The following is a 24390-nucleotide window of genomic DNA, read 5'->3' as shown; positions in this document are numbered from 1 at the left end:
CGTTGCTATGACTACCGCCGAATCGATTCGACGATCCACGCCCGACCGGGCGACGCGTCGCGCGCGCATCGCCGTCTCGGCACTGTTCCTGACGAACGGCGCCCTGTTCGCGAACATCCTGCCGCGGTACCCCGAGATCAAGTCGGCGCTCGGCCTCGACAACGTCGGCTACGGTCTCGCGATCGCCGCCTTCCCCGCCGGAGCGATCGCCGCCGGACTCCTCGCCGCGGTGCTGATCCGTCGATTCGGCTCCGGACGCATGGCCGTGTTCGGTACCGTGTTCACCGCGCTCGGTCTGCTGGCAGCGGCGCTCGCTCCGTCGGGAGTGCTGTTCGCCGTCGCGCTGCTCGTCGGCGGAGCATCCGATGCCATCACCGATGTCGCGCAGAACGCCCACGGGCTGCGGGTGCAGCGCCGGTACGGGCGTTCGATCATCAACGGCTTCCACGCGATCTGGTCGATCGGCGCCGTGCTCGGCGGTGGCATGGCGGCTGCCGCGATCGCGCTGCAGCTGCCGCTCGGCGTGCACCTCGGCATCTCGACCGCGGTGTTCGCGGTCGTCGCCCTGATCGCGCTGCGGTTCTGCCTGCCCGGCCGCGACGATGACGACGCGGAGGCGGATGCCGAAGCCACCGCCGAGCCCGCAGAACTGAAGAGCGCGCTGCGCCGCGCAGTGAGTCCTCGTCTCGTGATGATCCTGATCGCGCTGACGCTCATCGCGATGGCCGGCGCCGTCGCCGAGGATGCCGGCAACTCGTGGGCCACGCTCTACCTCGGCGAGTCGCTCGGCGCCGCTGCCGCGATCGCCCCGCTCGGCTTCATCGCCCTGGTCGGCGCGCAGTTCATCGGGCGGATGCTCGGCGACGGCATGACCGATCGCTTCGGGCAGCGCGCGGTCGCCCGCGTCGGCGGCCTGATCGCCGCCGTCGGCATGACGCTCGCGCTCATCTTCCCGAGCGTGCCGGGCACGATCGCCGGATTCGCGGCGGTCGGCTTCGGCATCGCGACGCTGATCCCGGCAGCGATGCATGCGGCGGACGAGCTGCCTGGACTGCGCCCCGGCGTCGGCCTCACGATCGTGTCGTGGCTGCTGCGGCTCGGCTTCCTGCTGTCGCCGCCGTTCGTCGGCTTCATCGCCGAGACCGCGAGCCTCCGTGCAGGACTCATCGTCGCCCCCGCCGCGGCCCTCGTCGCGGTGCTGCTCGCCGGCGTGCTCGAGGGGCGCCGCCCGAAGGCGTAGCCGTCGGCATCCTGCACCGCATCCGCTACCGGCATCCGCTCGGCATCCGCCCGGCATCCAGAACCGTCCTCCTGCACCGTCGCCCACGCGTGCGATATGCAGGAAGATGTTCATGATGCAGGGCGGATGCCGCGATTCCTCCCTGCATCCCGCACATCTTCCTGCACGACGAACCGGGCGCGTCACCAGCAGGCGACAGGCCGGATGCCGCCGCTCACTCCGTATACGTATTCAGAACGAATAGATTCCTCAAACATAGGCTTCCCTAAGTCGACTGCATACGTATACCATCAGCGTCATGGGACACATGAAGCATCGGGCTATGCCGGTACTCGCACTCGCAGCAGTGGGCATGATCGCCCTCACCAGCTGCGGGGCCGGGACCCGCACCGACAACGAGAACGCGACAACGGTGTCGTGCGACTACACCGCTCCTGAGGGCAAGACCACGGTCAACGTCCTCGCCTACAATTCCTCCGCCATCGACCCCTTCACAGACACCATGGTCAAGAGCTGCTCGACCGATGATGTGACGCTGAAGCACGACCCGATCGACTTCGGCGGGCAGGTGACCAAGACCACGGCCACACTGTCCGGCGACACCGGCACCTACGACATCATCGAGACCTACGGATTCGTCATCCCCGGTTTCGGCGAAGAGGAGAAGCTCGTTCCGCTGAACGACCTCTGGGACAAGTACGCCGACGACTACGGCCTCGGCGAGATCAGCCAGTCCATGGTCGAGGGCATGTCCTACGACGGCGACATCTACGCGATCCCGATGCAGGCGCAGATGTTCGTGATGGCCTACCGCACCGACATCTTCGACGACCTCGGCCTCGAGGTCCCCACCACCTTCGACGAGATGATCACCGCGGCAGACGCCATCAAGGGCGCAGGGCTCATGGACTACCCGATCGCGCTGCCGTGGCTCGCCACCGCCGACGTCACGACCGGGTTCGAGGGAGCGATGAACTCCGTCGGCGCCGACTTCGTCACCGCAGACGGCAAGGTCACGCTCGACGGACCCGAGGCCAAGCAGGCCGTCGAGGCGATGCTCTCGCTCAAGCCCTACATGGACCCGCAGGTCACCACCTTCGACCAGCCCAAGGTGCAGCAGCAGATGTTCAACGGCACGGCCGCCATGTCGATCATGTTCTCCGGCCGCATGTTCGACCTGACGCTTCCCGCCAACTCCAAGCTGTCCGACTCGTTCGGATTCGCCGGCGCACCGAAGATCTCGGACGACGCCCAGTACTCCTACAACCGCCTGTCGATCGACGGCTGGTCCATCCCCTTCAACACCAAGCTCGACCATGACATGCTCTTCCAGATGATGGCCTCCGCCGTCAGCGAGGATGCCTCGACGGCATCCGTCCCCGCCGCCTACCCGGCTCGCGAGGGAATGGTGACGGAGAAGAACTCTCCCTACGGCGCAGCGGCGAACGACTCGATCGCCAGCGCAATGCCGCCCATCGTGTCTCCGGTCATCGCCGACATCACGAACGAGATCCGGCCGATCCTGGTCTCGATCCTCAACGGCCAGGTGTCCGTCGACGACGGACTCGCCCAGATGCAGGCAGCCGGCGAGAAGGTCGCCGGCTGACCGAGGACCGACCGTCCATGACTGTGGCCTGAGCGCGAGTTCAGGCCACAGTCCGTCCAAGGGAGGACGCATATGAAGGCACGCGAATTCTGGCTGCTCTTCGCGCCGAGCCTGCTGGTGATGGGTGCACTCCTCGTGCTCCCGCTGGTGCGCACGGTGCAGTGGAGCTTCGAGCAGGTCCGCTACGGCACACCCGGCACCTTCATCGGGCTGGAGAATTTCACCGACGCGTTGACGGATCCGCGATTCCACAAGGCGGTGCTCTTCACCGTCGCCGTCACGATCGTCACCACGGCGATCCTGCTGGTGTTCGGCTACATCATCGCCACCGGCATCAACCGCATCACCACATCACGACCGCTCGTCCTCGGCATCATGCTCGTCTCGTACGTGCTGCCGAACCTCGTCGGGGCGGTCGCCTTCTCGTGGCTCTTCGACGACAACTTCGGCGGCGTCGTGAACCGCCTGATCGGCTTCTTCGGCGGATCGCAGGTGCTCTGGTTCACCGACCAGGTGCCGAACGCGATCCTCGTGATCGCCAACACCGTCTGGCACATGCTCCCGTTCGCGATGCTCATCATCCTGGCCGGACTCCAGGGCGTGCCGAACGAGCTGAAGGAAGCCGCGAAGATCGACGGCGCCAACGGCATCCAGACGCACCTGAACGTGATCATCCCGACGATCCGTGGCGTGCTCGGCTTCGTGACGCTGATCACGATCATGGACGTGCTGCGCATGTTCGACAACCTGATCCCGTTGTCGCCGCAGGCGCAGAACATCGGGAACGAGTCGATCATGCTCTACGTCTACTCCGTCGCATTCGCCGACGGCGCCGAGAACCTCGGCCTCGGCAGTGCGATCAACGTGCTCACCATCATCCTGATCCTCATCATGCTGATCCCGTTCATCCGGGGCATCTTCAAGGAAGCGAAGGCCGAACGATGAGTCTCACCTCCGCAGAACTCTCGACGAGGGCCATCGTCACCAAGGGCGCACCGAAGCGCCGCCGCCGCGGTCCCAACCGTCCGCCGGTGATCACGGGTCTCCTGCTCGCCATCCTCTGCGTCGTCGTGCTGAGCCCCTTCATCTGGATGACCCTCTCGGTGACCAAGCCCACCGACGTCGCGTTCTCCAACCCTCCGGTGCTCTGGGACTACCAGCCCACACTGCAGGCGTTCGTCGACCTCTGGCAGACCACGTACTTCGCCGACTACCTGGTGAACACCGTGGTCGTCGCCGTCGTGTCGACCGTGATCGCGCTGGCCATCGGCATTCCCGCGGCCTACGCGCTGTCGCGGTTCCCGAGCTACGTCTCCGCGCTGCTGCTCGTGCTCGCACTGATCTTCCGTGCGCTGCCGCGTTTCGCGGTGGTGCTGCCGATGTACGACATCAGTCGGGCGCTCGGCATCTACGACACGACGTTCGCTCTGGCGATCGCCCTGGTCGCGATCAATCAGCCGTTCACGATCTGGCTGCTGCGCAACTTCTTCGCCGACATCCCCAAGGAGCTCGACGAGGCCGCCATGATCGACGGATGCACCAGGATCGGGATGCTGCGACGCGTTATGATCCCGCTGATGGGCCCCGGTATCCTCACCGCCGGCATCTTCGTCTTCCTGTTCGCGTTCCAGGAGTACCTCACGGCACTCGTGCTCACCGACACCTCGTCGAAGACGGTGCCGGTGTTCATCGCCACCCAGCTCGGGCAGACCCTGCCGATGCTGCAACAGGCGGGGGCCGCGTCGATGCTGCTGACGATCCCGGTGTTCGTGATCGCGTTCATCGCCCAGAAGTATCTCGTCGCGGGCCTCAGCGACGGTGCAGTGAAGGGCTGACGATGCCACCGCTGGTGCTGCTCGCCGGCATGAACTGCACGCACGACCTGTGGGCGGATGCCGGGCTCGGTCCCGTCATCCGCCCCACCCTCGACCTGCCGGACATCGACGAGCAGGTCGATGCGCTGCGCGCCGAACTGCCGGATCGCTTCGTGCTCGTCGGGCATTCGCTCGGCGCGATCGTGGCGATGGCGCTTGCGGTTGCGGCTCCCGAGCGGCTGGCCGGACTCTGCCTGGTGTCGACGAACGCGAAGGTGCCGACCGAGGCGCAGCGCGAGGGCTGGCGCGGCTGGATCGACGAGCTCGATCGAGGGACGGATGCTCGCACGCTGCAGTCCCGCATCCTGCCGTCGCTGCTCGGGGCGACCGTCGTACGCGAGCGACCCGATCTGGTCGAGCGGACGCTCGCGATGGGTGATGCCACCGGCGGCCTGCGCCTGCGGGCGCAGCTGCACCTGCAGCTCAGCCGACGCGACCTGCTCGCGGTGCTGCCCGCCGTGCCGACGCCGACCCTGGTCGTGTCGGGGCTCGACGACGTGATCTGTCCTCCGCACTTCCACACCGAGATCGTGCAGCAGCTGCCCGATGCCAGGCTCGTGACGCTCGACGCCGGGCACCTGTTGCCGATCGAGCGCCCGCAGGCCTTCGGCGCGCTGCTGCGGTCGTGGCAGACGCAGCTCGCGGATGCCGCCGCCGGCGCTGCACGGCGCTGAGCCTGCCTTCAGCACGCGCGTTCTGAAGGAGATCTCCCGGAATGACGGACGGATGCTGCGGATGCATCCTGCATCGCGGGAGATCTCCTTCGTTGCGTGCGCCGATGCGTGATCGGATGCACGCCGGCGGCGCCGCGGCGACTCAACGAGCGGGGTGCGCCAGATCCGTCAGGTGCGCGAGCAGCGACGAGGCCAGGTTGTAGACGACGAGGTCGGCGCCGGCGGCGAAGGATGCGTCGGCTGCCGCCCGAGTGCCGACGATGTCCATGCGCAGCGACCCCGCCGCCGCCAGAGCGGTGTGCACCGCGGCGATCGCGTCGGGCACAGCGCTGTCGTCCGGGCCTGAGCTCGCGGCGAGATCCGCCGGACCGACCATGATGCCGTCGAGCCGAGGCGTCGCGACGATCTCCCCGACGTTCGCCACACCCAGCGGCGACTCGATCATGCCGAGCACCAGCGTGTGCTCGAGCCACCAGTCGCGGTGCACTGCCGGATCGACCTGGCCGAACCCGCCGGCGCGACTGTACGTCGCGAAGCCGCGGCTGCCGACCGGCGGGTACAGCGAGGCGTCGACGAGTTCCGCAGCATCCGCCGCCGTGTCGAGATGCGGAGCGAGGATGCCCTCCGCGCCCTGGTCGAGCACCCGAAGGATCTGCGCGCGGTCGCCCTCGCCGACGCGCACGATCACGGGCACCCCGTGCACCGCGGCGACCGCCAGGTGCTGACGCAGTGCGACGACGTCGGCCGGCCCGTGCTCGCAGTCGATCAGCACGAAGTCGAACCCGGCGACGGCGAGCATCTCGACGAGCTCCTCCGACGGCATCCGCAGCAGTGCGCCGATCAGCTTCTCGCCCTCGTTCGCGCGCTCGCGCAGCGAGGCTCGACCGCGCGGCATCACGCCACCATCCCGGCCGAGAGGTCGACGTCGGCGCCGCACATGCCGGGCATCCCGAGCATCGCGACGACGGCGCTGCCGACCTCGGCCTCGGTGACCATGCGTCCGAGCGCCGCGCGCGAGACGAAGGCCTGCTCCGCGTCGCCGATGCTCGACCCGGAGCGCTCGGCCTCGAGCCGGAAGTTCCGCTCCATCCTGGGGCCGGCGACCGGACCAGGCGAGAGCGAGTTCACTCGAACCCCCGACGGTCCGACCTCGAACGCGAGCGTCGAGGTGAGGCCGATCACGGCCATCTTCGACGCGCAGTACGGCGTGCGATGCGCGAGCGGCCGCTTGCCCGAGACCGAGGCGACGTTGATCACATCGCCGTCGCCCCGCGCGATCATGCCGGGCAGCAGCGCCTTGCAGAGCAGGAAGGTGCCGCGCACGTTCACGTCGAACACCTCGTCCCAGTCGTCCACGTCGATGTCGGTGAGTGCCGCGACCGGGCCGGGAATGCCGGCGTTGTTCACGAGGATCGACACCTCCGTGTCACCGAGCGCTTCGCGGAGGGCGTCGACGGATGCCGCATCCGACACGTCGCACGAGAGTCCGCGCGCCCTCGACCCGAGCTCCGCCGCGACCGCGGCGAGCTTGCGCTCATCGCGGCCGACCAGGATGACGTCAGCGCCGGCGGCGTGCAGCGACCGGGCGATGGCCGCCCCGAGTCCGCTGCCGCCGCCGGTGATCACGGCACTGCGACCCGTGAGGTCGGTCATCGCGACTCCGCGCCGACCGCGTGGCTCTCCTCGATCCAGGCGAACTCCGTGCCGGCGTGACGCCAGGCGCGCGCATCGCCGGAGCGAGCGTGCCCCTCGAACAGCTCGACGCGAGCCGCACGGCCGCAGACGGCGCCGAGCTCGGCGGACGACTGGGTGTTCTGCACCTCCTGGTACGTCACGGTGCGCAGGTACTTGCCGACCCAGAGTCCTCCCGTGTAACGGGCGGCGCCGAGCGTCGGCAGCACGTGGTTGGTCCCGATGACCTTGTCGCCGTAGGAGACGCAGGTGTTCTCGCCGAGGAACAGCGCACCGTAGTCGTGCATCTTCGTGAGCGCCTCACGCGGGTTCTCGGTGAAGATCTGCACATGCTCGAAGGCGAAACCGTCCGCGATCCGGTATGCCTCGTCGAGGTCGTCGGCCACGATCACCTGGCCCCAGTCGCGCCATGCCGGTCCGGCGTAGTCGCGCGTCGGCATCCCGGGGAGGATCTTCTCGATCCAGTCCATGACCTCCTCCGCGAGCTGCTGCGAGGTGGTCACGAGCACCGCGGGCGAGTCGGGGCCGTGCTCGGCCTGCGAGAGCAGATCGACCGCCGTGAAGAAGGGGTCGGCGTGCTCGTCCGCGACGATCAGGATCTCGGTCGGTCCCGCGAACAGGTCGATGCCCACCTCGCCGAACAGCTGACGCTTCGCCTCGGCGACATAGGCGTTGCCTGGACCGGCGATCATGTTGACCGGCTCGATCGAGTCGGTGCCGACGGCCATCGCCGCGACGGCCTGCACGCCGCCGAGGAGGTAGATCTCGTCGGCGCCGGCCATCTTCATGGCGGCGATCGTGGCGGCGGGGATCTCGCCGCGGATCGGCGGGGTGCACGCGACGACGCGGGGGACGCCCGCGACCTTGGCGGTGATGATCGTCATGTGCGCGGATGCCGTGAGCGGGTACTTGCCGCCGGGGATGTACGCGCCGGCTGCCTGCACCGGGACGTGCTTCTGACCGAGGAAGACGCCGGGGAGCGTCTCGACCTCGATGTCGACGAGGGAGTCGCGCTGCGCCTGGGCGAAGCGGCGCACCTGCGACTGCACGAACTCGATGTCGGTGATGACCTGCTCGGGGAGGGTGCCGATGATCTCGGTGATCTCGTCCTCGGTGAGCCGGTACGAGTCGCGGCTCCAGTTGTCGAACTGCTCGGCGTACCGCCGGACGGCGGCGTCGCCGTTCTCGCGGATGTCGCCGATGATCGTCCGAACTCGCTCGGCGACATCCTGCTGAGCGGTGTCCGCGAACGTCTTCGTCGGCGCGGTCTTCAGATGCAGGGGCATGGCCCGTCCTTTCATTGCATACGTATGTGCTGATTATGACCGCGTATGCATTCCGTCGTCAAGGGCAGTAGAATCCCTGGAATCGAGGGGGAGGCGTCAGATGGTCGTCACGAGTCGTGATGTGGCGCGGTTGGCCGGGGTCTCCCAGCCGACGGTGTCGCGTGCCCTGAGAGACGACTCGCGCGTCTCCGAGGCCACCAAGCTCCGGGTCCGCGAAGCCGCCCAGCTGCTGGGCTACGTGCCGAGCGAGGCGGGTCGTGCGCTGTCATCCGGCCGCACCAGGCGCATCGGACTGCTGCTGACCGACCTCGACAACCAGTTCTACTCGCACATCATCGCGCCGGTGCACCGTGAGCTCGAGGCGCTCGGCTATCAGCTGATGCTGCACACGGAGTCGGCGGACAACGGCACGATCGTCGAGCGCCTGCTCGCGAACGGCCTCGACGGCGTCATCCTCGCGACCACGACGGTCGACTCGGTCGCGCCGCTGCGCTTGAAGGACCGCGGGCTGCCGTTCGTGTACTTCAACCGCACCGGTGCGCTGGTGGATGCGGATGCCACGGTCGTCGACCCCGCTCCGGGGTATGCGGAGGCCGTTCGCCGAGCCGTCGAGCTGGGCCACCGCCATATCGGTGCCGTGCTCGGCCCGAGCAACACCAGTACCGCGCAGAGCCGGGAGACCGCGCTGCGTGCCGCCCTGGTCGCGAACGGACTGACGCTGAGCGAGAGCGACACCCGTCGGGTGCCGTACGGTGCAGCCGAGGGTGAGGCCGCGGCATCCGAGCTGCTGACGGTCGACGATCGCCCGACCCTGCTGTTCTGCGGCAATGACGTCGTGGCGTACGGCGCTCTGAACGCCGCGCACCGCGCCGGGCTCCGCGTGCCGGAGGATCTGTCGATCATCGGCTTCGACGATCTGCCGGAGGCCGCCTGGCCCATCATCGATCTCGCGACCGTCGGCTACGACATCGCCGGGATGGCGCGGGCCGCAGCCGACCTCATCGTGCGGCGCATCGAGAACCCGGACGCCGAGCGCGAGAGCACCCGCTTCGAATCCGCGTTCGTGCCGCGGCGCACCCTGACGGCCGCTCCCACCGGCTGAGCGCTCACCTCGGGGAATGATCACCGTGTGCGCTGAGCTGACTCTTGCGTCGTGTTGTGCATACGCATACACTGGCGACAACGAAGCCTGCGATCACCGATGAACCGCAGACTCTGATCTCGAAGGAGTGAAACGCGTGTCTCTCGACCCGGTCGCCTATCTGCCGTACAAGGACCCCGACGACTTCATCCGTGAAGTCACCGACCTCATCTGGGTCGACCGGTCGATCCACTACATCCGTGAGAACTACGAGCCGGACTCGATCGTGCACGGCGGTCTCGGCACCTCCTCGAACCGCGACGAGGTCATCGAGGGATCGCTCATGCGGATCTCGGCGACCCCCGACCGCACCGGCCAGGCCGAGGACGTGATCTGGGAGCAGCGCGGCGACGACGCGTTCCTCAGCTCGCACCTCGTGCTCTCCGGCCACCTGCAGACCTCGGAGTTCAGCCGCACGATCGCCAACTGCCTCTACCGCCGCGGCCGCATGGTCGAGGAGTGGGTCGTCCGCGACACGCTCGCCGGCCCCCTCGCCCGTGGTGAAGATCTCGACGAGGTCGCGAAGGCGCAGACCTTCCGCGGCTTCTCCGGCTCCTGGAACGAGCCGGCCCCGGCCGATCCGATCGCGAAGGGCGACTCGGGCGTGCGTCCCGACGAGTACCGCTCCGAGGTCGAGACCGTGATCGACCTGATCGCGACCGTCTGGAACGACCGCGACCTGCAGAAGGTCGAGAAGTTCTTCGAGCGCGACCTCGTGCTCCTGACGGTCGGCAACCGCCTCGTCATCCGTCCGGAGGGGTACCGTCGGGCGCTGCTGCGCTTCCTCGAGTCGTTCCCCGGCGGACAGTTCGAGATCCGCGACATCCAGACCAACTACGACGTGCGGTACGCGGGCCTCCGCGTCGCCGTCGTGTGGAAGTTCGTCGGCGACTACAACGGCGTCCCGAACTACGGACCCCTCACCGGCAAGCCGGTCGACGTGCTCGGCATCTCGCAGTTCACGTTCCACAACGGCGCCCTCGTCAAGGAGGTCCGCCTGTGGGACGACATCGCCCTTCGGGCTCAGATCCAAGGCCAGCGAGGCGACGAGCCCGTCGCATTCGCCAACATCTACTGATCACCCGCTGATCGACAAGGAGAAGAAGCAATGAGTAACGCCATCGTCGACCAGGCCGACGTCATCGTCGACGCGAACGAGGTTGAGCGCCGGACCATCCGCCGCACCGACTGGGTGCCCTGCAACTCGGCATTCATCGACTGCCGGACGCCCGGGTCCGACCGCAAGGAGAACTACGCCTTCATCGGCGCAGGGGTCTCGCAGAACGCGAACCAGTACGTGAACCTCGAGGAGAACCACGGGTTCAACACGGGCGCGGCCGGCATGCCGAACGGCATCTCGAACAACCTGCACCTGCACTTCACTGCCGAGGTCTTCATCAACCTCGGCGGCGAGTTCCGCCTCCGCTGGGGCGTGGACGGCAAGCAGGGCGAGTACATCAGCCATGACGGCGACATCGTCACCATCCCGACCTGGATCTTCCGCGGGTTCACGAACGAGGGGCCGGATGAGGGCATCCTCTACACGGTGCTCGGTCGAGACGACAACGGCGGCATCATCTGGGGACCGTCGGTCCTGCGCGAGGCGGAGTCGTACGGCCTGCACCTCACCGCCGACAACCAGCTGATCGACACCGTCGCCGGTGACGTGCTGCCCGACGACGTCGCGCTGATCACGCCGATGAAGCAGCACTACATCGACGAGCTCACCACGTACACCGTCGAGGACATGCGTTCGCGCGTGATCCAGCCCGGTGACCGCAGGTACTCCGCCGCCGCACTGCTGTGCGCTGCGGTCGAGGGCGGACGCGTCGAGCTCGCCACCGCGATCGGCTACGGCATGTCGGAGAACCGCCGTCAGGTGCCGAACGTGCACGAGCCCCACTCCTTCAACCTCGCGTGGGTGAAGGCCGAACCCGGCCAGGGTGTGCTGCGTCACCGCCATGACAAGACGCAGGCGCTGCTGTTCAAGACCGGTCGCTGGGAGGTCACGCTGAACGATGACTCGACCACGACAGTGAACCTCGGCCCCGGCGACGCCTTCTCGGTGCCGGAGGGAGCATGGCGCTCGTACACCTGCGTCGAGGGCGACGAGAGCGGCACCGGCACGGTGCTCGTGATCAACGGCGGCGACGACCGCGTCTACCTCGAGTGGGCACCGGAGGTCGTCGAGGCGGCAGCCGCGGCCGACTGGACGATCGACCCCAACGGATACCTCGCACCGCTCGGAGTGATGGTCACCGCCACTGAAGATGACTGAGAACGAAGGGGCGCGAGGGGCCGACGGCTCCTCGCGCTCCGGCGTCTCCGGCATCAGGGCCATCGCCCTCTCGCCGGAGATCGTGCTCGGCGACGTCGACGGCAACCTCGCCCGCATCCGCGACGCCGTCTCGGCTGCCGCGCGCCGACAGGCGCAGCTGATCGTGCTGCCCGAGCTCGCCACGAGCGGGTACGTGTTCGCCGATCGCGACGAGGCACTGCATGCTTCGATCGCCGCCGACGATACCCGCTGGGCCGCCGTGCAGGAGGTCATCCCCGAGGATGCAGTGGTCGTGGTCGGCTATGCCGAACGGGCGGGAGAGCGTCTGTTCAATACCGCCGCCGTGCTCACCCGCATCGCGCGCCTGGCCGACTACCGGAAGTCGCACCTATGGGGCGCGGAGACGCTCATGTTCGATCGAGGCCCTGAAGCCGGCCTCGTGGTCGACACCTCCTTCGGGCGCCTCGGCGTGGCCCTCTGCTACGACAACGAGTTCCCCGAAGTGCCCCGCAGGCTCGCGCTCGCCGGGGCCGACGTGCTGGCGCTGCCGGTCAACTGGCCGCTCGTGCCGCGTCCAGAGGGCGAGCATGCGCCGGAGTTGATCCAGGCCATGGCCGCGGCTCGCTCCTCGCGGCTGCCGGTCGTGATCGCCGACCGCTGGGGATCCGAGCGCGGCGTCGACTGGACCGACGGCACCGCGATCATCGATGAGCAGGGATGGATCGTCGCGTTCCGGGCCGTGATGGGCGCCACCGCGGTGCTGTCGCTCGCGGCCGTGCGCGAGAAGTCGCTGCCGCCGCACAACCACCTCTTCGACGACCGTCGGGCCGAGCTGTACTGAGCTCGTCGGCCGGACGCGCTGTCGGGAGGCTCGCTGTCAGGAGGTGCGCGGTCCGGAGGCGCGCTGCCGGGAGGAGAACCCGGCCTCGGGCTGAGCGTCCGGCCCCCTGGCTCCTCCCGCGGGTGTGAAGTCCGCCCAACGCGGGGGATCAGGCCCGAGCCCGGGCGGCTCAGTCGAGCGGCGTGCGGCCCTGATGCTCGGGGAGGCGTTCGCGCAGCATCCGCTCCGCGAGCTCGGCGAGTCGCCGGGTCGCCGGCGACAGCAGCATCCCCTCGCGCTGCACGAGCGCGATCGTGTCGTGCATCGGCTCGGCGAACGGGAAGGTGCGGATGCCGGCGGGAAACCCCTCGGACTCCGCGATCGACCGAGAGACGATCGTGGCGGCCGTGCCGGCGGCGACCAGATCGAGTGCGGTCTCGACGTGCTCGACCTCGACCGCCGGCTCGATCGACAGTCCGCGCAGGCGCGCTCGTTCGAGCAGCTGGCGGCGGGTGGGGTCGTCCCAGCCGGCGAATGCGTCGTAGAGCACGAGCTTCGCCCCGGCGACCTCGTCGATCGTGACCGCGCCATCCTTCGACCCTCGCGTCGCCGAGGCGTAGAGCACCTCGTCGCGGAACAGCGGGCGCACCTCGAGGCCGTCCTCGTCGACCGGCAGCACCAGCAGCCCCGCCTCCAGCTCCCCGTTCGCGATCGAGCGGGCGACATGCGCCGAGTTGATGCCGACGAGCCGCAGCCGCACGTTCGGATGCCGGTGGTGGAACGTCTCGGCGAGATCGGCGAGCGCGTAGTAGGCCGCGTTGCGCAGCACGCCGAAGGTGCAGGTGCCGCGGTCGAGCGAGGTTAGCGCCTGGATCGTGTCGATCCCGTTCTGCACCGCGCTGACGGCCTGCGTCGCGTGGGGGCGCAGTTCGACGGCTGCCTCCGTCGGCACGAGGCGGCGGCTGCCGCGGGTGAACAGGGTGACGCCGAGTTCGCGTTCGAGGCGCGCGACCAGTTCGGAGACCGAGGCCTGCGTCATGTCGAGATGCGCGGCCGCAGCGGTGAACGAGCCGTGCTCGAGGGCCGCCAGGAACGCGGTCAGCTGGGTGATGGTCACAGCCAATGGTAAACCCGATGTTATGTCACGTATCATCAGGCTTGTCGGATGGATGCAGCCGATCTAGCCTTCCTGCATGCGTTACTCCTCAGCAGTGCTCGCCCGCCTCGACGGCGCGTTCCACCACCTCAAGACCCCGCTCATCGACGCACCGGCCGCACAGCGCGATCCGGCCGTGATCGAGACCGTCACCACGATGCTCGCCGACATCCGCGAGCGTGGCCTGGACGCCGTGCTCGACTACGCCCGAACGCTCGACAACTACCAGGGCGCCGACATCGAGCTCACCGCCGAGCAGATCGCCAGCAGTGGCGACCGGCTCGCTCCCGACCTCCGCGCAGCGATCGAGCTCGGTGCCGAACGGACGCAGGCCTTCGCCCGCGCGTCGCGCGAGCACCTCACCGACTTCGAGACCGAGTTCGTGCCCGGCATCGTCACCGGCGCGAGGTACATCCCGGTCGCCCGCGTCGGCGCGTACCTGCCCGCCGGACGCTTCCCGCTCACCGCGAGCGCGTTCATGACGGTCGGCGTCGCGAAGGCCGCCGGCGTGCCGACCGTGATCGCGTGCACTCCTCCGCAGCCGGACGGCGGCGCGAACGACGCCGTGGTCTACGCCGCGCACCTGTCGGGTGTCGACCGGGTGTTCGTGATCGGTGGCGTGCAGGCGCTCGCAGCGATGGCCTACGGGCTGCTCGGCGAACTGCCGGTCGACATGCTCGTCGGCGCGGGCAACGCGTTCGTCGCCGAGGCCAAGAGGCAGCTGTTCGGCACGGTCGCGATCGACCTGCTGGCGGGTCCCAGTGAGGTCGCCGTGATCTCGGACGAGACCGCCGACCCCGAGCTCGTCGCCGCCGACCTGCTCGGGCAGGCCGAGCACGGCCCGAACTCTCCTGCGGCGCTGGTCACGACGTCGGAGGAGCACGGTCGTGCCGTGATCGCCGCGATCGATCGGCAGCTCGAGACCCTCGCGACCGCGGAGATCGCCGGGGCGGCGTGGCGGGACTACGGCGTCGTCACGGTCGCGAAGGACCGCGAGACCGCCGCCGCGCTCATGGACGACCTCGCGCCAGAGCACCTCGAGCTGCTCACCGCGGATGACGACTGGTACCACTCGACGCTGCGCAACTACGGCTCGATCTTCCTCGGACCGTGGAGCACGGTCGCGTACTCCGACAAGGGCATGGCCGGCACGAACCACGTGCTGCCGACCGCCGGCGGCGCGAAGCACAGCGCCGGGCTGTCGGTCTCGCGGTTCCTGAAGCCGCTGACGTATCAGCGCATCACGCGCGAGGCGACGCCAGAGCTCGCGAACGCCGTGCAGGTGATCTCGGACTCAGAGGGCATGGCCGCGCACAGCGCCACCGCGACCCTGCGCCTCGCCGCCTTCGAGTAGCCCCGCGGCATCCGGCATCCGGCATCCGGCATCCGGCATCCGGCATCCGGCACGCGGCATCCGGCATCCTGTGCCGAGGGGCCCCTCTGCGTGCGAACGGCCCCTTTGAGTACGTACTCAAAGGGGCCGTTCGCACAGAAGGGGGCCGCTCGTCGCGGGGCGGACGGCCGCGGATGCTGCGACTCAGGGAGCCGTGTAGCCGCCGTCGACGAGGTGGTAGCTGCCGGTGATGAAGCTGGCGGCGTCGCTCGCGAGGAACGCGATCAGGTTCGCGACCTCGTCGGCCTGGCCGAGGCGTCCGATCGGGTGCTTGCTGACGAGGAACTCGCGCGCTGCGGCATCCATCGTGGCGAGCAGTGGGGTGTCGATGAAGCCGGGGCCCACCGAGTTCACGCGCACGCCCTGCGCCGAGTACTCGAGCGCTGCGGACTTCGTCATGCCGACCACCGCGTGCTTCGCGGCGACGTATGCGGGCGAGTTCGCGAAGCCCACGCTGCCGAGGATCGACGCGATGTTGACGACCGAGCCGCCGCCGTTCGCGAGGATCGAGGGGATCTGCGCCTTCATGTTGCGGAACACCGCGTTGAGGTTGATCGAGATGACCTTGTCCCACGCGTCGTCCGGGTATTCGGCGGTGGGGGCGGATGCTCCGCCGATGCCGGCGTTGTTCACGCCGATGCGCAGGGGTGCGAGGGTGTTCGCGAGTTCGACGGAGGTTGCGATCCACGCCACGTCGGTCGCGTCGCCGACGGATGCCTCGGCGACGCCGCCTGCTGCGCGGATCTCGTCGACGACGGCCTGCGCATGCTCGGCGTTCAGGTCGTTCACGACGACGGATGCGCCGTTCTGCGCGAGCAGAAGCGCGGTCGAGCGGCCGATTCCGCTGCCTGCTCCCGTCACGATCGCTGAGCGGTTCGAGACGTCGTACTGAGCCACGAGTGACTCCACTTCCGGGCGGTCGCGGTGCCGGGAGATCTTCTCGGACGGTCCGTCCTTCCTTCCACCCTACGCCCGGAATGGGGAGATGGATTCACGTGGATGGATCATCCGGAACGCATCCCCAGAACTTTTTTGTGACGAATCACGCGGTCGGCCCGTCTTACCTGTGAGCGACGTCATCGCTCCCGGTCGAGGCCCAACGGGGCCAGGGCCGGTCATCAGAAGTGATAGGACTCGTCATGGCAACGCAGGACCAGAACACCGCCCCCGCAACTCCCGCCGAGAAGGGGCTGCCCGACACCGCCGCAGCCACGAAGCAGGCGGCGCCCGCCCCGCGCGTGGACCGCTCCGCCTCGTTCTCGTCGACGCGGATCCCCACTGACGTCGACGCCGCCGGAACGACGACGATCGCCGAAGGCGTGGTGGCAAAGGTCGCCGGTATCGCCGCTCGTGAGGTCGCCGGTGTCTACGCACTCGGTGGCGGTGGAGCACGCGCCTTCGGCGCCATCCGCGACGTGATCAACGCCACGGACCTCGCTCAGGGCGTCAAGGTCGAGGTCGGCGAGACCCAGGCCGCCGCTGACCTGACGATCGTGGTCGAGTACCCGGCCCCGATCCAGGACGTCGCCAACAACGTCCGCGCTGCCGTCGCCGGTGCGATCACCCGCCTCGTCGGACTCGAGGTCGTCGAGGTCAACGTCGAGGTCAACGACGTGCACGTGCCCGGCCAGGACAACAACCAGGACGGCGAGGAGTCGCGAGTCTCATGACCCCCACCACCACTGGCGCCCTGATCGGCGCACTCCTCGCCCTCGCGGCCCTGCTGTTCGGTTTCTGGGGATTCGTCCTCATGGCGCTCTTCGCAGGGATCGGTGCGATCGTCGGTCGCATCGTGTCCGGGAAGCTCGACGTCCGCGGACTCGCTGACGTCATCACCGGGCGGCGTACCTCCTGATGCGCACCGACCAGAGCGTGCTCGTCGGTGGCGGCCCGTCTGCGGCCGCCACCGGCGGGGAATCCGTCCCGGGCCGCGTCGACGTGAAGGAACGCGTCTATCGCACGGTCGTGGAGCAGGCATCCGCGACTCTGATCGGCGTCTCCAGAAGCGACGTGAAGGTCGACGTCATCGAACGCGGCGCAGGGCTCGCCCTGCGGATCTCCACACCGCTGCCCGTCCCGGATCTCAGCGACACCGCCGAGATCTCCCGTACCGTCCCGGTGCTCGAGCAGGCGAGTGCGCTGCAGGAACAGTTGCAGCAGCGTCTCACCGGCCTCCTCGGTCGAGACGTGACCCGCGTCGCCATCACCATCACCGGCGCCATCATCCCTGAACGGAGACGAGTGCGATGAGCACCCCTGCACTGCGTCGCGTCATCCGACGCGAGACCCATTCACCGCGCACCGTCGCGATGTTCGTCGCGGTCGTCCTCCTCATCCTCGCCCTCGCCTACATCGGTCTGGAGATCGTGCTGAGCCTCGCCGCTCAGCCCGCGCTCCTGCTCGGTCCGGCGGCGGCAGCGGGATGGCTGGTCGGTCTGCCGACCCAGCCGGCGGGCCTCGTCATCGCCGGCAGCATCGTGCTGGCCGTGATCGGGCTGATCTTCATCTGGCTGGCCGTCACCCCTGGCCGACTGTCGAAGCACGCACTCGAGGCCGGCGACCGTGCGGTCGTCGTCGACAACGGTGTGATCGCGAGCGCCCTCGCCCAGCACATCGCCGATGAGACCGGCATTCCCAGGGATGACATCACCGTCGGCGTCGGACACCGCAGCGTCGACGTCACGATGCGCCCCGGTGCCGGCATCCCGCTCGACCAGGCGACCGTGCAGTCGGTCGTCGAGCAGGAGCTGCAGACGTACCGCCTCACCAGGAGCATCCGCACCCGCGTTCGGATCGAACGCGCGATGGAGAAGGACGACGACCTATGAACGCCACGAACCGCGCACTGAACCGTGTGCTGCTGCTCATCATCGGGCTGCTGTTCCTCGGGCTCGGCGCCGTCGGCATCCTCATCATGAGCTGGCCGACCGCAGCCGACGTCTGGTCGGCAGCCGGCAAGGACTCCGAGTCGTGGCTCGACCAGGCGATCGGCGCGAGCGCGATCGCCGGCGGGTCCGCATCGTGGATCGGCATCGGGGCGGTGGCGGCGATCGTCGTGGTCATCATCCTCCTGATCCTCGCCCTCACCAGCGTCTCCGGCCGTCGCTCGCGCACGGCCCTGCGCTCCTCCGGATCGCAGAACACGCTCGGGCGGGTCACGGTCACCGAGTCGTTCGTGTCGGATGCCGTGAAGAACTCGTTGGACGGACGTGACGAGATCCTCTCGACCCACGTCACCGCCAATGACGTCCGCAACGAGCCGGTGCTGCATGTCTCGGTCACGCCGCGGCAGAACACCGACCCGCGCGAGCTCGTCGATCACCTCGACCGACTGCTGACCAACCTCGCCACCCTCACGGGACGCGACACCGCCGCATACGTCTCGATTCACACCGGACTTCGAGCGCGGCTCGCGCACGACCAGCGTCGCCTCTCCTGAGCCGACCTGGACCTCGACCAGCAAGGAGCATCATGCGGAACAAGATCATCGTCATCGGAATCATCGCATTCGTCGCATTCGCCGTGGGTGCTCGCGCGTCGAGAGTCCAGGTCAACCAGGGCGAGTCCGTCCGTCACCAGCTGGTGCGGATGTGGAATGACCCGAAGCAGCGCAAGCGCCGACGCAAGGCAGCGGAGAAGGCGGCCAAGCGAGTACGCCGCGGGATCGAGAAGGCCCGCCGCTGAGCGGACCACAAGACGTATCGTCGGCCGGGGCCGGCCCGACGATGCGACGGCGGAGCGGTTCCGCCGTCAGGGATTCACCATCACGAAGGGAACCATCATGGGACTGGACGACAAGAACAAGAACGCAGCGCAGGACATCGCGGGCAAGGCGAAGGAAGCCATCGGCAACGTCACCGACAACGACAAGCTCGTCGCCGAGGGCAAGGCCGACCAGGCGAAGTCCGACGTCAAGCAGGCCGGCGAGAACGTCAAGGACGCGTTCAAGAACTGACTGCACGGGATGCAGGGGCGGGGTCGAATTCGACCTCGCCCCTTTGCGTGCCCGGACGGAGATGATCCCCGGTATGCTCCGGGCATGCAGCGTGGATTCCGGCAGGTCGATGTGTTCGGTGAGACCCCCGGGACGGGGAACCCCGTCGCCGTCGTGCTCGATGCGGAAGGGCTCGATGACGACGAACTGCGCCGGTTCTCGGTGTGGACGAACCTCTCCGAGTGCACCTTCGTGCTGCCACCGACGGATCCGGGGGCGGACTACCGTGTGCGCATCTTCAATCTGAGCACCGAGCTCCCGTTCGCAGGGCACCCCACGCTCGGAACCACGCGGGCCTGGCTGGATGCCGGCGGTGTTCCGTCCGCCCCCGGCACGGTGGTGCAGCAGTGCCCCGCCGGCCTGATCCCCGTGCGCGTCGACGGGGATCGGCTCGCCTTCGCCTCCCCGCCCCGAACCCGGTCAGGGCCGGTGGCGCCGGAGCTCGTCAGGGAGCTGGTCGAACTCCTCGGGATCGGTCCGGAGCAGGTCGTCGACGCCGAGTGGCTCGACAACGGTCCGGGCTGGGTCGGCCTCATGCTCGACAGCGCGGAGACGGTCCTCACCCTCCGTCCCGATGTGTCAGCGCATCCGGGGCGCTGGTACATCGGCGTGATCGGACCCCATCCGCAGGGGGCCGAGGCTGCGTTCGAGCTGCGCGCCTTCTTCACCGACGGCTCCGAGCCGCTGCGCGAGGATCCGGTGACCGGAAGCCTGAACGCGGCTGCGGCGGAGTGGTTGCTCGCGAGCGGCCGCGCCGACGCGCCGTACCTCGCCGCGCAGGGCACTGCCATCGGACGTCGGGGACGGATCCGGATCAGTCGTGAGGCCGAGCAGGTGTGGGTCGGCGGCCGTGCAGATGTGATCATCTCGGGATTCGTCGAGCTCTGTTGACTTTGGCCTTGCCGAGAGTGTGAACACTGCTTTGTTAGCGTTTCGCTGCTGGCACTACGACTGGGCGTGACTGAGGCACCTCGTTCGCCTCTCGTCCTCGTCGGCGGCGCGATGGAGCGCGCGGATCGGTCCAAGGTTCGCCATCACGGACTCGCCCTCGATCGCCCTCACGATCGAGGAGCCGGGTGCACGGGCCTTTCTCTCCCTCCTCCGGGAAGAGGCATCGCCTCGGGCCCGTGCAGGACAGGGGTGGATCATCGGGTGATCCACCCCTGTCCGTTCGTCGGCGGGCCGCTGACAGTGAGGCGTGCCCGCGCGCCGGCGCCCTCGCGCCCTCGTCAAGATCACTCGGTCGGCGGCGTCGCACGCTCATGTGTCTACTCTTCAGCGCCAGAGGTGTGAACGCGCGCCTCCTACGATCAATCCCGTATTGCAGCGCTCTGCCGTGGGTGGTCGAGCGTCGTGTTCTGAGTCGTATGCCGAATGGCGTGCCGCTCTGCAGATCATGCGCCGCTGGTGCGGGGGAGGAACGTCCGATGGGGAGCTCGGTGTGATGAGGCGCGGTTCGGTATCGCCGAGGCGTCGGCTCCGCACTGCGACGGGTCGTCTCCGGCGCATTGCGGCGACGATCGTCGCCGGAGCGCTCATCGGCAGTGCGCTCGTCGCGCTGCCTGCCACTGTCGGACCCGCCCCTGAGCCGGCGTCGGCGACGTTCGACTTCAGTTGTCGAAGCGCGGAGGGGTACGCGTACTTCGTCAACACGAACAGCCAGTCGGTCTCGATCGTCTACACCGGCACTGACTCCAACATCCGCAACATTCCGCTGGGCGGAGGCGCACCCTACGGCATCACCGCGACCCCGGACGGGTCGCAGATCTACGTCGCCGGCGGGCCGACCGGAGTCTCGGTCATCAACGCCGACACGTTCGCCGTGACGAACATCAGCCACTCCAGCTTCTCCACTCCGGTGGGCGCGTGGGCGTCACCCGACGGCACCAGGATCTTCATCTCCAACTACACGTCCAATACCGTGTCGGTGATCAGCACTGCGACGAACACCGTGACGAGCGTGATCAACCTCGGTGGCACGACGGCCATTTCCCCTGGATACATGGACGCGAGCGGCAACCTCCTCTTCGTGGGTCGGCTCACCTCGCAGGCGAGCCCCGGCGTGGTGTCGGTCATCGACATGACGACGGGGGCACTCGTCCGCACGATCGCGCAGGCGAACGGCGGACTGGATTCGGCGCACTCGATCGCGGTGAACGGCACCTATATCGCCACCGCAGCGCAGACCGGCGTCGTGGAGATCCGCAATCAGTCGGCGCCCTCTGCCCTCGCGCGGACGATCACGATGCCGTCGGGCGGGGGCTCGATCCACGGCATCTCCTTCGTGAACGGCACGAACTATCTCGTCGTCGGCACCGGCAGCAACGCCGTCCATGTCTACGACGCGACGACCGGAGCGCTGCTGCGGACGTTCACGCCGGGGAACCTCTCCGTCCGGACCGTGGTGGTCTCCCCCATCGTCAACGGGGACGGGACGAGAGACATCTTCCTTTCCACCACGAACGGCTCTGCCTCGAATGGCGGCCTCGACCGTGCCATCGGCGGGTATCGCGGTCAGCAACGACGTCGGCGGTGGACAGGTAGCGGAGGCGGCGCGTTGCCTCAATCTCTGTAGCAAGGGAAGAACGGCTTCAGCTCCGGAATAGCGTGACGTCCTCGCTTCAGCAGTCCTGAAGGTGGCCGAGAGTTGAGCGGACTACCTGCTACGAGAAGAGCTGACGAAGCGCGTCGAGGTCTCCAGAATCGACCACCTTCTGGACCGCGTCGATGGTCTCCTGATTGGTGAACATGACCTTCAACGTGTCGTTCCAGATCGCCCGCACCCTGTCCACGTCACCGGCATCAACGGCAGCTCCGGCAGACTCGATCGCCTGCTGATAGGGAATCTGCTGGAAGCCAGCAGGCGCGTCATACGGACTGTAGTACGGCACCGAGGGGCTGTTGGGGTCGGGGGTGAGCCAGAGCACCTGGCCCGGCTGGATCACGCGCACGTGATTCATCTCGCCGAGGGTCGGCCACGCGCAGAGCCGTTCAGCGATCACAGCCTCGACATCCCCGGGCTCAACGGTATAGGCCAAGGGGGTGCCGTCCTCATCAACTGTCACCTCACCTTTCGCGAACTCACGGGCCCCGAGATCTCGGAGAGTCCCCTGTCGCTCCCAATACAAACCACCCCCGTCGCCATAGACCTGAGACGCGCCGGAGCACGTTTCCGGCTCGGTCGACTCCGGCGTCGGCGTAGCGTCGGTGTCAGCCGTGAGAGCGGAATCGTTCGACGTCTGAACTGCCGCTGGTGCTGTGGCGGTGCACCCGGCCAGCGCGGCAGCCGCTAGAGCGAGCGCGGCGAGAGTTGTGCCGAGTTTGGCCTTCTGCGACATGACGCTCCTGGATCCAGGTGACTACTAGCCCACTGGGTGGCAGCTGGCTTAGTCACCCAGGAGTGAGAGAAGGCTCTCAGCCCCCAACATCCGCGGCAGCGAAACCGCCGAACTACACCGCGATGGTCTACAGCGATGGGTCAACCGGAGCCCCATCGCTCCTGCATCCTCTGCTGCTATCGGTCCTCCTCAGGCCGTCATGGTTGTAGGTCGTCAGCGCTCCGTGATACACGGTGTCATCTCAACCGGCCCATATGTCACGCAAAGCATGTTTGTGTCACCTCGACGCGTTCCCAACAATTCGAGGGTTGACATGGAATCGGATCAGTTCTAACGTACAACCAAATGGTTGCACAAAGAGAACTGAGCGAAGCGGAGGTCGACCGTGTGTTCCACGCACTGGCGACGTCGACCCGGCGCGACATCCTGCGCCGGACGATCGAGCGGGAGCAGTCCGTCTCGACCCTCGCCTCCGAATACGAGATGTCGTTCGCAGCGGTGCAGAAGCACGTGGCCGTGCTCGAAGCCGCGGACCTCATCGTCAAGCGCGCCGAGGGACGCGAGCGGCTCGTCCGCGCGAACCCCGAGATGATCGCCCGCGCCAGGGCGCTCCTCGCCCGATACGAAGAGCTGTGGCGGTCGCGCATCGCCCGGCTCGACGACCTGCTCGCCGGCCCTTCGACAAGCTCAGGGACCCACTCGGGCTCAGGGACCCACTCGGGCTCAGGGACCCAAGCGGAGTCAGGGACCCGGCCGACGAACGACGACACCACCGATCCACGCACTGAACAAGGAGACTGACCATGCCTGTCACCGACGTCATCACCGACACCGACAACCTCACCATGACGGTCATCGCCGACCTGGCCGCACCCGTCGAGCGCGTGTGGAACGCCTACACCGATCCGCAGCAGCTCGAGCGCTTCTGGGGTCCTCCCGGATGGCCGGCCACATTCACGAAGTGGGATCACACGGTGGGCGGCCGGGCCGACTACACCATGAACGGACCCCGCGGGGAGAAGGCATCGGGCACATGGGAGTTCCTCGAGATCGACGGCCCGCGCACGTTCACCGTGCTCGACGCGTTCGCCGATGAGGACGGAAACCCGAACCCTGATCTGCCCTCGATGCGGATGACATTCACGTTCGCACCGTCCGAAACCGGCACGCGCATGGTCAACACGAGCTACTTCGCGTCGCTCGAGGCGCTCGAGCAGGTCGTCGCCATGGGCGCCGTCGAAGGCACGAAGCTCGCTATGAGCCAGCTCGACGCCGTGCTGCAGGACCTGCGGGACTACGCGCAGGGCAAGGGCACGAACGTCGAACTCCTCGATGACATGCATGTCCGGATCACGCGCCTCGTCGAGGGTCCGCGCGAGCTGGTCTGGCGCGCCCACAACGAGCCGGAGCTCATGCAGCAGTGGCTGCTCGGCCCCGACGGCTGGGAGATGACGGAATGCATCGTCGCCGCCGAGGTCGGTCAGTCATACCGGAACTCCTGGGCGCCGGTCGGTGACACCGAGGGTCAGCCGTTCGGCTTCGAGGGTGAGGCGCTGCTGATCGACGCCCCGCGACGGTCGGTCACGACCGAGCGGATGATCGGCATGCCGATCGAGACGCTGAACGACCTGAACCTGTACGAGGAGGACGGTGCGACCCTGATCACGCTGTTCATCGAGTACCCCGACAAGGAGACGCGCGACATGATCCTCGCCACCGGCATGGCCGACGGCATGGAGACCTCGTACGCCCGCCTCGAGCGCGAGCTGCTCACGGTCTGAACATCGGACTCGCTGCAGGTCGTTCACACCTCAGCCAGAATCGGCCGGCCCCATCGGAACCGGCCGATTCTGCGCGCGGAGGCAGCGTTCTTGCTGGATCGTGCACACCGGGCTGTC

General features: G+C 67.9%; 27 protein-coding genes. 21 read left to right on the top strand and 6 right to left on the bottom strand.

Annotated elements, in window-relative coordinates; all coding sequences use genetic code 11:
• Positions 1-7 precede the first annotated feature (7 nt).
• From V7Z82_RS07725 to V7Z82_RS07705, 5 genes are all read left to right on the top strand, one after another.
• The gene (locus tag V7Z82_RS07725) at positions 8-1240 is read left to right on the top strand and encodes an MFS transporter (RefSeq protein WP_334149771.1); all 1233 of its coding nucleotides are present in this window, start codon (positions 8-10) and stop codon (positions 1238-1240) included.
• Positions 1241-1562: 322 nt separating this feature from the next.
• Entirely contained in the window at positions 1563-2846 is a 1284-nt protein-coding gene (locus V7Z82_RS07720) for an ABC transporter substrate-binding protein (RefSeq protein WP_334149769.1), read from the top strand.
• 72 nt (positions 2847-2918) lie between these two features.
• The gene (locus tag V7Z82_RS07715; protein WP_334149766.1) at positions 2919-3791 is read left to right on the top strand and encodes a carbohydrate ABC transporter permease; all 873 of its coding nucleotides are present in this window, start codon (positions 2919-2921) and stop codon (positions 3789-3791) included.
• Complete coding sequence (locus tag V7Z82_RS07710; RefSeq protein WP_334149762.1) at positions 3788-4681, top strand: carbohydrate ABC transporter permease; 894 nt, start codon at positions 3788-3790, stop codon at positions 4679-4681. Before V7Z82_RS07715 ends, V7Z82_RS07710 begins: the two co-directional genes overlap by 4 nt.
• 2 nt (positions 4682-4683) lie before the next feature.
• A complete protein-coding gene (locus tag V7Z82_RS07705; protein ID WP_334149761.1) occupies positions 4684-5394 on the top strand; it encodes an alpha/beta fold hydrolase in 711 nt (236 codons plus the stop codon).
• A 142-nt stretch (positions 5395-5536) separates the two neighbouring features.
• Here the strand turns inward: V7Z82_RS07705 and V7Z82_RS07700 are convergent, their stop codons facing one another.
• The 3 genes from V7Z82_RS07700 to hisD (V7Z82_RS07690) are packed head-to-tail and all read right to left on the bottom strand — an operon-like array spanning position 5537 to position 8372.
• Entirely contained in the window at positions 5537-6289 is a 753-nt protein-coding gene (locus V7Z82_RS07700; protein ID WP_334149756.1) for an HpcH/HpaI aldolase family protein, read from the bottom strand.
• Entirely contained in the window at positions 6289-7047 is a 759-nt protein-coding gene (locus V7Z82_RS07695) for an SDR family NAD(P)-dependent oxidoreductase (protein WP_334149754.1), read from the bottom strand. The genes V7Z82_RS07700 and V7Z82_RS07695 overlap by 1 nt, the downstream gene beginning before the upstream one ends.
• Positions 7044-8372, bottom strand: a complete 1329-nt coding sequence (gene hisD, locus V7Z82_RS07690) for a histidinol dehydrogenase (protein WP_334149752.1) — start codon at positions 8370-8372, stop codon at positions 7044-7046. The genes V7Z82_RS07695 and hisD (V7Z82_RS07690) overlap by 4 nt, the downstream gene beginning before the upstream one ends.
• A gap of 100 nt (positions 8373-8472) precedes the next feature.
• Here hisD (V7Z82_RS07690) and V7Z82_RS07685 point away from each other — a divergent pair, with 100 nt between their 5' ends.
• The 4 genes from V7Z82_RS07685 (at position 8473) to V7Z82_RS07670 (ending at position 12632) form a co-directional block, all read left to right on the top strand.
• Positions 8473-9474: a LacI family DNA-binding transcriptional regulator gene (locus V7Z82_RS07685; protein WP_334149750.1), complete on the top strand. Its 1002-nt coding sequence runs from the start codon at positions 8473-8475 to the stop codon at positions 9472-9474.
• A 136-nt stretch (positions 9475-9610) separates the two neighbouring features.
• Entirely contained in the window at positions 9611-10591 is a 981-nt protein-coding gene (locus tag V7Z82_RS07680; protein ID WP_334149748.1) for a nuclear transport factor 2 family protein, read from the top strand.
• Between the two features lie 30 nt (positions 10592-10621).
• The gene (locus tag V7Z82_RS07675; RefSeq protein ID WP_334149746.1) at positions 10622-11791 is read left to right on the top strand and encodes a cupin domain-containing protein; all 1170 of its coding nucleotides are present in this window, start codon (positions 10622-10624) and stop codon (positions 11789-11791) included.
• Positions 11784-12632, top strand: coding sequence for a nitrilase-related carbon-nitrogen hydrolase (locus V7Z82_RS07670; RefSeq protein WP_334149744.1), 849 nt, complete (start codon positions 11784-11786; stop codon positions 12630-12632). The genes V7Z82_RS07675 and V7Z82_RS07670 overlap by 8 nt, the downstream gene beginning before the upstream one ends.
• Before the next feature lie 169 nt (positions 12633-12801).
• Here V7Z82_RS07670 and V7Z82_RS07665 read toward each other — a convergent pair whose 3' ends face one another.
• The gene (locus V7Z82_RS07665) at positions 12802-13728 is read right to left on the bottom strand and encodes a LysR family transcriptional regulator (RefSeq protein ID WP_334149742.1); all 927 of its coding nucleotides are present in this window, start codon (positions 13726-13728) and stop codon (positions 12802-12804) included.
• Positions 13729-13804: 76 nt separating this feature from the next.
• Between V7Z82_RS07665 and hisD (V7Z82_RS07660) the strand changes: the two genes are divergently transcribed.
• Positions 13805-15121, top strand: a complete 1317-nt coding sequence (gene hisD, locus V7Z82_RS07660; RefSeq protein WP_334149740.1) for a histidinol dehydrogenase — start codon at positions 13805-13807, stop codon at positions 15119-15121.
• A gap of 183 nt (positions 15122-15304) precedes the next feature.
• Here the strand turns inward: hisD (V7Z82_RS07660) and V7Z82_RS07655 are convergent, their stop codons facing one another.
• Positions 15305-16057 carry an SDR family NAD(P)-dependent oxidoreductase gene (locus V7Z82_RS07655; protein ID WP_334149738.1) on the bottom strand — a complete coding sequence of 251 codons (753 nt, stop codon included), beginning with the start codon at positions 16055-16057 and terminating at the stop codon, positions 15305-15307.
• Positions 16058-16299: 242 nt separating this feature from the next.
• On the opposite strand from V7Z82_RS07655, the gene V7Z82_RS07650 reads away from it, so the two are divergent.
• The 9 genes from V7Z82_RS07650 to V7Z82_RS07610 all read left to right on the top strand — a co-directional run bounded on the left by V7Z82_RS07650 (position 16300) and on the right by V7Z82_RS07610 (position 21729).
• A complete protein-coding gene (locus tag V7Z82_RS07650) occupies positions 16300-16830 on the top strand; it encodes an Asp23/Gls24 family envelope stress response protein (RefSeq protein WP_334149736.1) in 531 nt (176 codons plus the stop codon).
• A complete protein-coding gene (locus tag V7Z82_RS07645) occupies positions 16827-17015 on the top strand; it encodes a DUF2273 domain-containing protein (RefSeq protein ID WP_334149734.1) in 189 nt (62 codons plus the stop codon). Before V7Z82_RS07650 ends, V7Z82_RS07645 begins: the two co-directional genes overlap by 4 nt.
• The gene (locus V7Z82_RS07640) at positions 17015-17410 is read left to right on the top strand and encodes a hypothetical protein (protein WP_334149732.1); all 396 of its coding nucleotides are present in this window, start codon (positions 17015-17017) and stop codon (positions 17408-17410) included. The genes V7Z82_RS07645 and V7Z82_RS07640 overlap by 1 nt, the downstream gene beginning before the upstream one ends.
• The gene (locus tag V7Z82_RS07635; RefSeq protein WP_334149730.1) at positions 17407-17988 is read left to right on the top strand and encodes a DUF6286 domain-containing protein; all 582 of its coding nucleotides are present in this window, start codon (positions 17407-17409) and stop codon (positions 17986-17988) included. Before V7Z82_RS07640 ends, V7Z82_RS07635 begins: the two co-directional genes overlap by 4 nt.
• The gene (locus tag V7Z82_RS07630) at positions 17985-18599 is read left to right on the top strand and encodes a hypothetical protein (RefSeq protein WP_334149728.1); all 615 of its coding nucleotides are present in this window, start codon (positions 17985-17987) and stop codon (positions 18597-18599) included. Before V7Z82_RS07635 ends, V7Z82_RS07630 begins: the two co-directional genes overlap by 4 nt.
• A gap of 32 nt (positions 18600-18631) precedes the next feature.
• Complete coding sequence (locus V7Z82_RS07625; RefSeq protein ID WP_334149726.1) at positions 18632-18844, top strand: hypothetical protein; 213 nt, start codon at positions 18632-18634, stop codon at positions 18842-18844.
• Between the two features lie 97 nt (positions 18845-18941).
• Positions 18942-19115: a CsbD family protein gene (locus tag V7Z82_RS07620; protein ID WP_334149724.1), complete on the top strand. Its 174-nt coding sequence runs from the start codon at positions 18942-18944 to the stop codon at positions 19113-19115.
• An 84-nt stretch (positions 19116-19199) separates the two neighbouring features.
• Positions 19200-20045, top strand: a complete 846-nt coding sequence (locus tag V7Z82_RS07615) for a PhzF family phenazine biosynthesis protein (RefSeq protein WP_334149722.1) — start codon at positions 19200-19202, stop codon at positions 20043-20045.
• A 553-nt stretch (positions 20046-20598) separates the two neighbouring features.
• Positions 20599-21729 (top strand): YncE family protein, encoded by a 1131-nt coding sequence (locus V7Z82_RS07610; protein WP_334149719.1) that lies wholly within the window; start codon positions 20599-20601, stop codon positions 21727-21729.
• 88 nt (positions 21730-21817) lie between these two features.
• On the opposite strand, the gene V7Z82_RS07605 is transcribed toward V7Z82_RS07610, so the two are convergent.
• Positions 21818-22492, bottom strand: coding sequence for a hypothetical protein (locus V7Z82_RS07605; RefSeq protein ID WP_334149717.1), 675 nt, complete (start codon positions 22490-22492; stop codon positions 21818-21820).
• A gap of 345 nt (positions 22493-22837) precedes the next feature.
• Here V7Z82_RS07605 and V7Z82_RS07600 point away from each other — a divergent pair, with 345 nt between their 5' ends.
• Positions 22838-23293, top strand: coding sequence for an ArsR/SmtB family transcription factor (locus V7Z82_RS07600; RefSeq protein WP_334149715.1), 456 nt, complete (start codon positions 22838-22840; stop codon positions 23291-23293).
• Positions 23294-23295: 2 nt separating this feature from the next.
• The gene (locus V7Z82_RS07595; protein WP_334149713.1) at positions 23296-24273 is read left to right on the top strand and encodes an SRPBCC family protein; all 978 of its coding nucleotides are present in this window, start codon (positions 23296-23298) and stop codon (positions 24271-24273) included.
• The last annotated feature ends 117 nt before the right edge of the window (positions 24274-24390 follow it).

Origin of the sequence: Microbacterium sp. (genome assembly GCF_036823965.1) — a bacterium.
Taxonomy (GTDB): domain Bacteria; phylum Actinomycetota; class Actinomycetes; order Actinomycetales; family Microbacteriaceae; genus Microbacterium.
Note: the sequence above shows the minus strand (reverse complement) of the source record. Positions and strands in the feature narration are given on the sequence as shown.

Coding starts and splice junctions, on each gene's coding strand:
- V7Z82_RS07600 (WP_334149715.1), top strand. CDS start 22,838: ATGGTTGCACAAAGAGAACTGAGCGAAGCGGAGGTCGACCGTGTGTTC.
- V7Z82_RS07720 (WP_334149769.1), top strand. CDS start 1,563: ATGCCGGTACTCGCACTCGCAGCAGTGGGCATGATCGCCCTCACCAGC.
- V7Z82_RS07705 (WP_334149761.1), top strand. CDS start 4,684: ATGCCACCGCTGGTGCTGCTCGCCGGCATGAACTGCACGCACGACCTG.
- V7Z82_RS07695 (WP_334149754.1), bottom strand. CDS start 7,047: ATGACCGACCTCACGGGTCGCAGTGCCGTGATCACCGGCGGCGGCAGC.
- V7Z82_RS07630 (WP_334149728.1), top strand. CDS start 17,985: ATGAACGCCACGAACCGCGCACTGAACCGTGTGCTGCTGCTCATCATC.
- V7Z82_RS07715 (WP_334149766.1), top strand. CDS start 2,919: ATGAAGGCACGCGAATTCTGGCTGCTCTTCGCGCCGAGCCTGCTGGTG.
- V7Z82_RS07645 (WP_334149734.1), top strand. CDS start 16,827: ATGACCCCCACCACCACTGGCGCCCTGATCGGCGCACTCCTCGCCCTC.
- V7Z82_RS07725 (WP_334149771.1), top strand. CDS start 8: ATGACTACCGCCGAATCGATTCGACGATCCACGCCCGACCGGGCGACG.
- hisD (WP_334149752.1), bottom strand. CDS start 8,372: ATGCCCCTGCATCTGAAGACCGCGCCGACGAAGACGTTCGCGGACACC.
- V7Z82_RS07620 (WP_334149724.1), top strand. CDS start 18,942: ATGGGACTGGACGACAAGAACAAGAACGCAGCGCAGGACATCGCGGGC.
- V7Z82_RS07605 (WP_334149717.1), bottom strand. CDS start 22,492: ATGTCGCAGAAGGCCAAACTCGGCACAACTCTCGCCGCGCTCGCTCTA.
- V7Z82_RS07650 (WP_334149736.1), top strand. CDS start 16,300: ATGGCAACGCAGGACCAGAACACCGCCCCCGCAACTCCCGCCGAGAAG.
- V7Z82_RS07610 (WP_334149719.1), top strand. CDS start 20,599: ATGAGGCGCGGTTCGGTATCGCCGAGGCGTCGGCTCCGCACTGCGACG.
- V7Z82_RS07670 (WP_334149744.1), top strand. CDS start 11,784: ATGACTGAGAACGAAGGGGCGCGAGGGGCCGACGGCTCCTCGCGCTCC.
- V7Z82_RS07700 (WP_334149756.1), bottom strand. CDS start 6,289: ATGCCGCGCGGTCGAGCCTCGCTGCGCGAGCGCGCGAACGAGGGCGAG.
- V7Z82_RS07625 (WP_334149726.1), top strand. CDS start 18,632: ATGCGGAACAAGATCATCGTCATCGGAATCATCGCATTCGTCGCATTC.
- V7Z82_RS07640 (WP_334149732.1), top strand. CDS start 17,015: ATGCGCACCGACCAGAGCGTGCTCGTCGGTGGCGGCCCGTCTGCGGCC.
- V7Z82_RS07685 (WP_334149750.1), top strand. CDS start 8,473: ATGGTCGTCACGAGTCGTGATGTGGCGCGGTTGGCCGGGGTCTCCCAG.
- V7Z82_RS07635 (WP_334149730.1), top strand. CDS start 17,407: ATGAGCACCCCTGCACTGCGTCGCGTCATCCGACGCGAGACCCATTCA.
- hisD (WP_334149740.1), top strand. CDS start 13,805: ATGCGTTACTCCTCAGCAGTGCTCGCCCGCCTCGACGGCGCGTTCCAC.
- V7Z82_RS07675 (WP_334149746.1), top strand. CDS start 10,622: ATGAGTAACGCCATCGTCGACCAGGCCGACGTCATCGTCGACGCGAAC.
- V7Z82_RS07615 (WP_334149722.1), top strand. CDS start 19,200: ATGCAGCGTGGATTCCGGCAGGTCGATGTGTTCGGTGAGACCCCCGGG.
- V7Z82_RS07595 (WP_334149713.1), top strand. CDS start 23,296: ATGCCTGTCACCGACGTCATCACCGACACCGACAACCTCACCATGACG.
- V7Z82_RS07710 (WP_334149762.1), top strand. CDS start 3,788: ATGAGTCTCACCTCCGCAGAACTCTCGACGAGGGCCATCGTCACCAAG.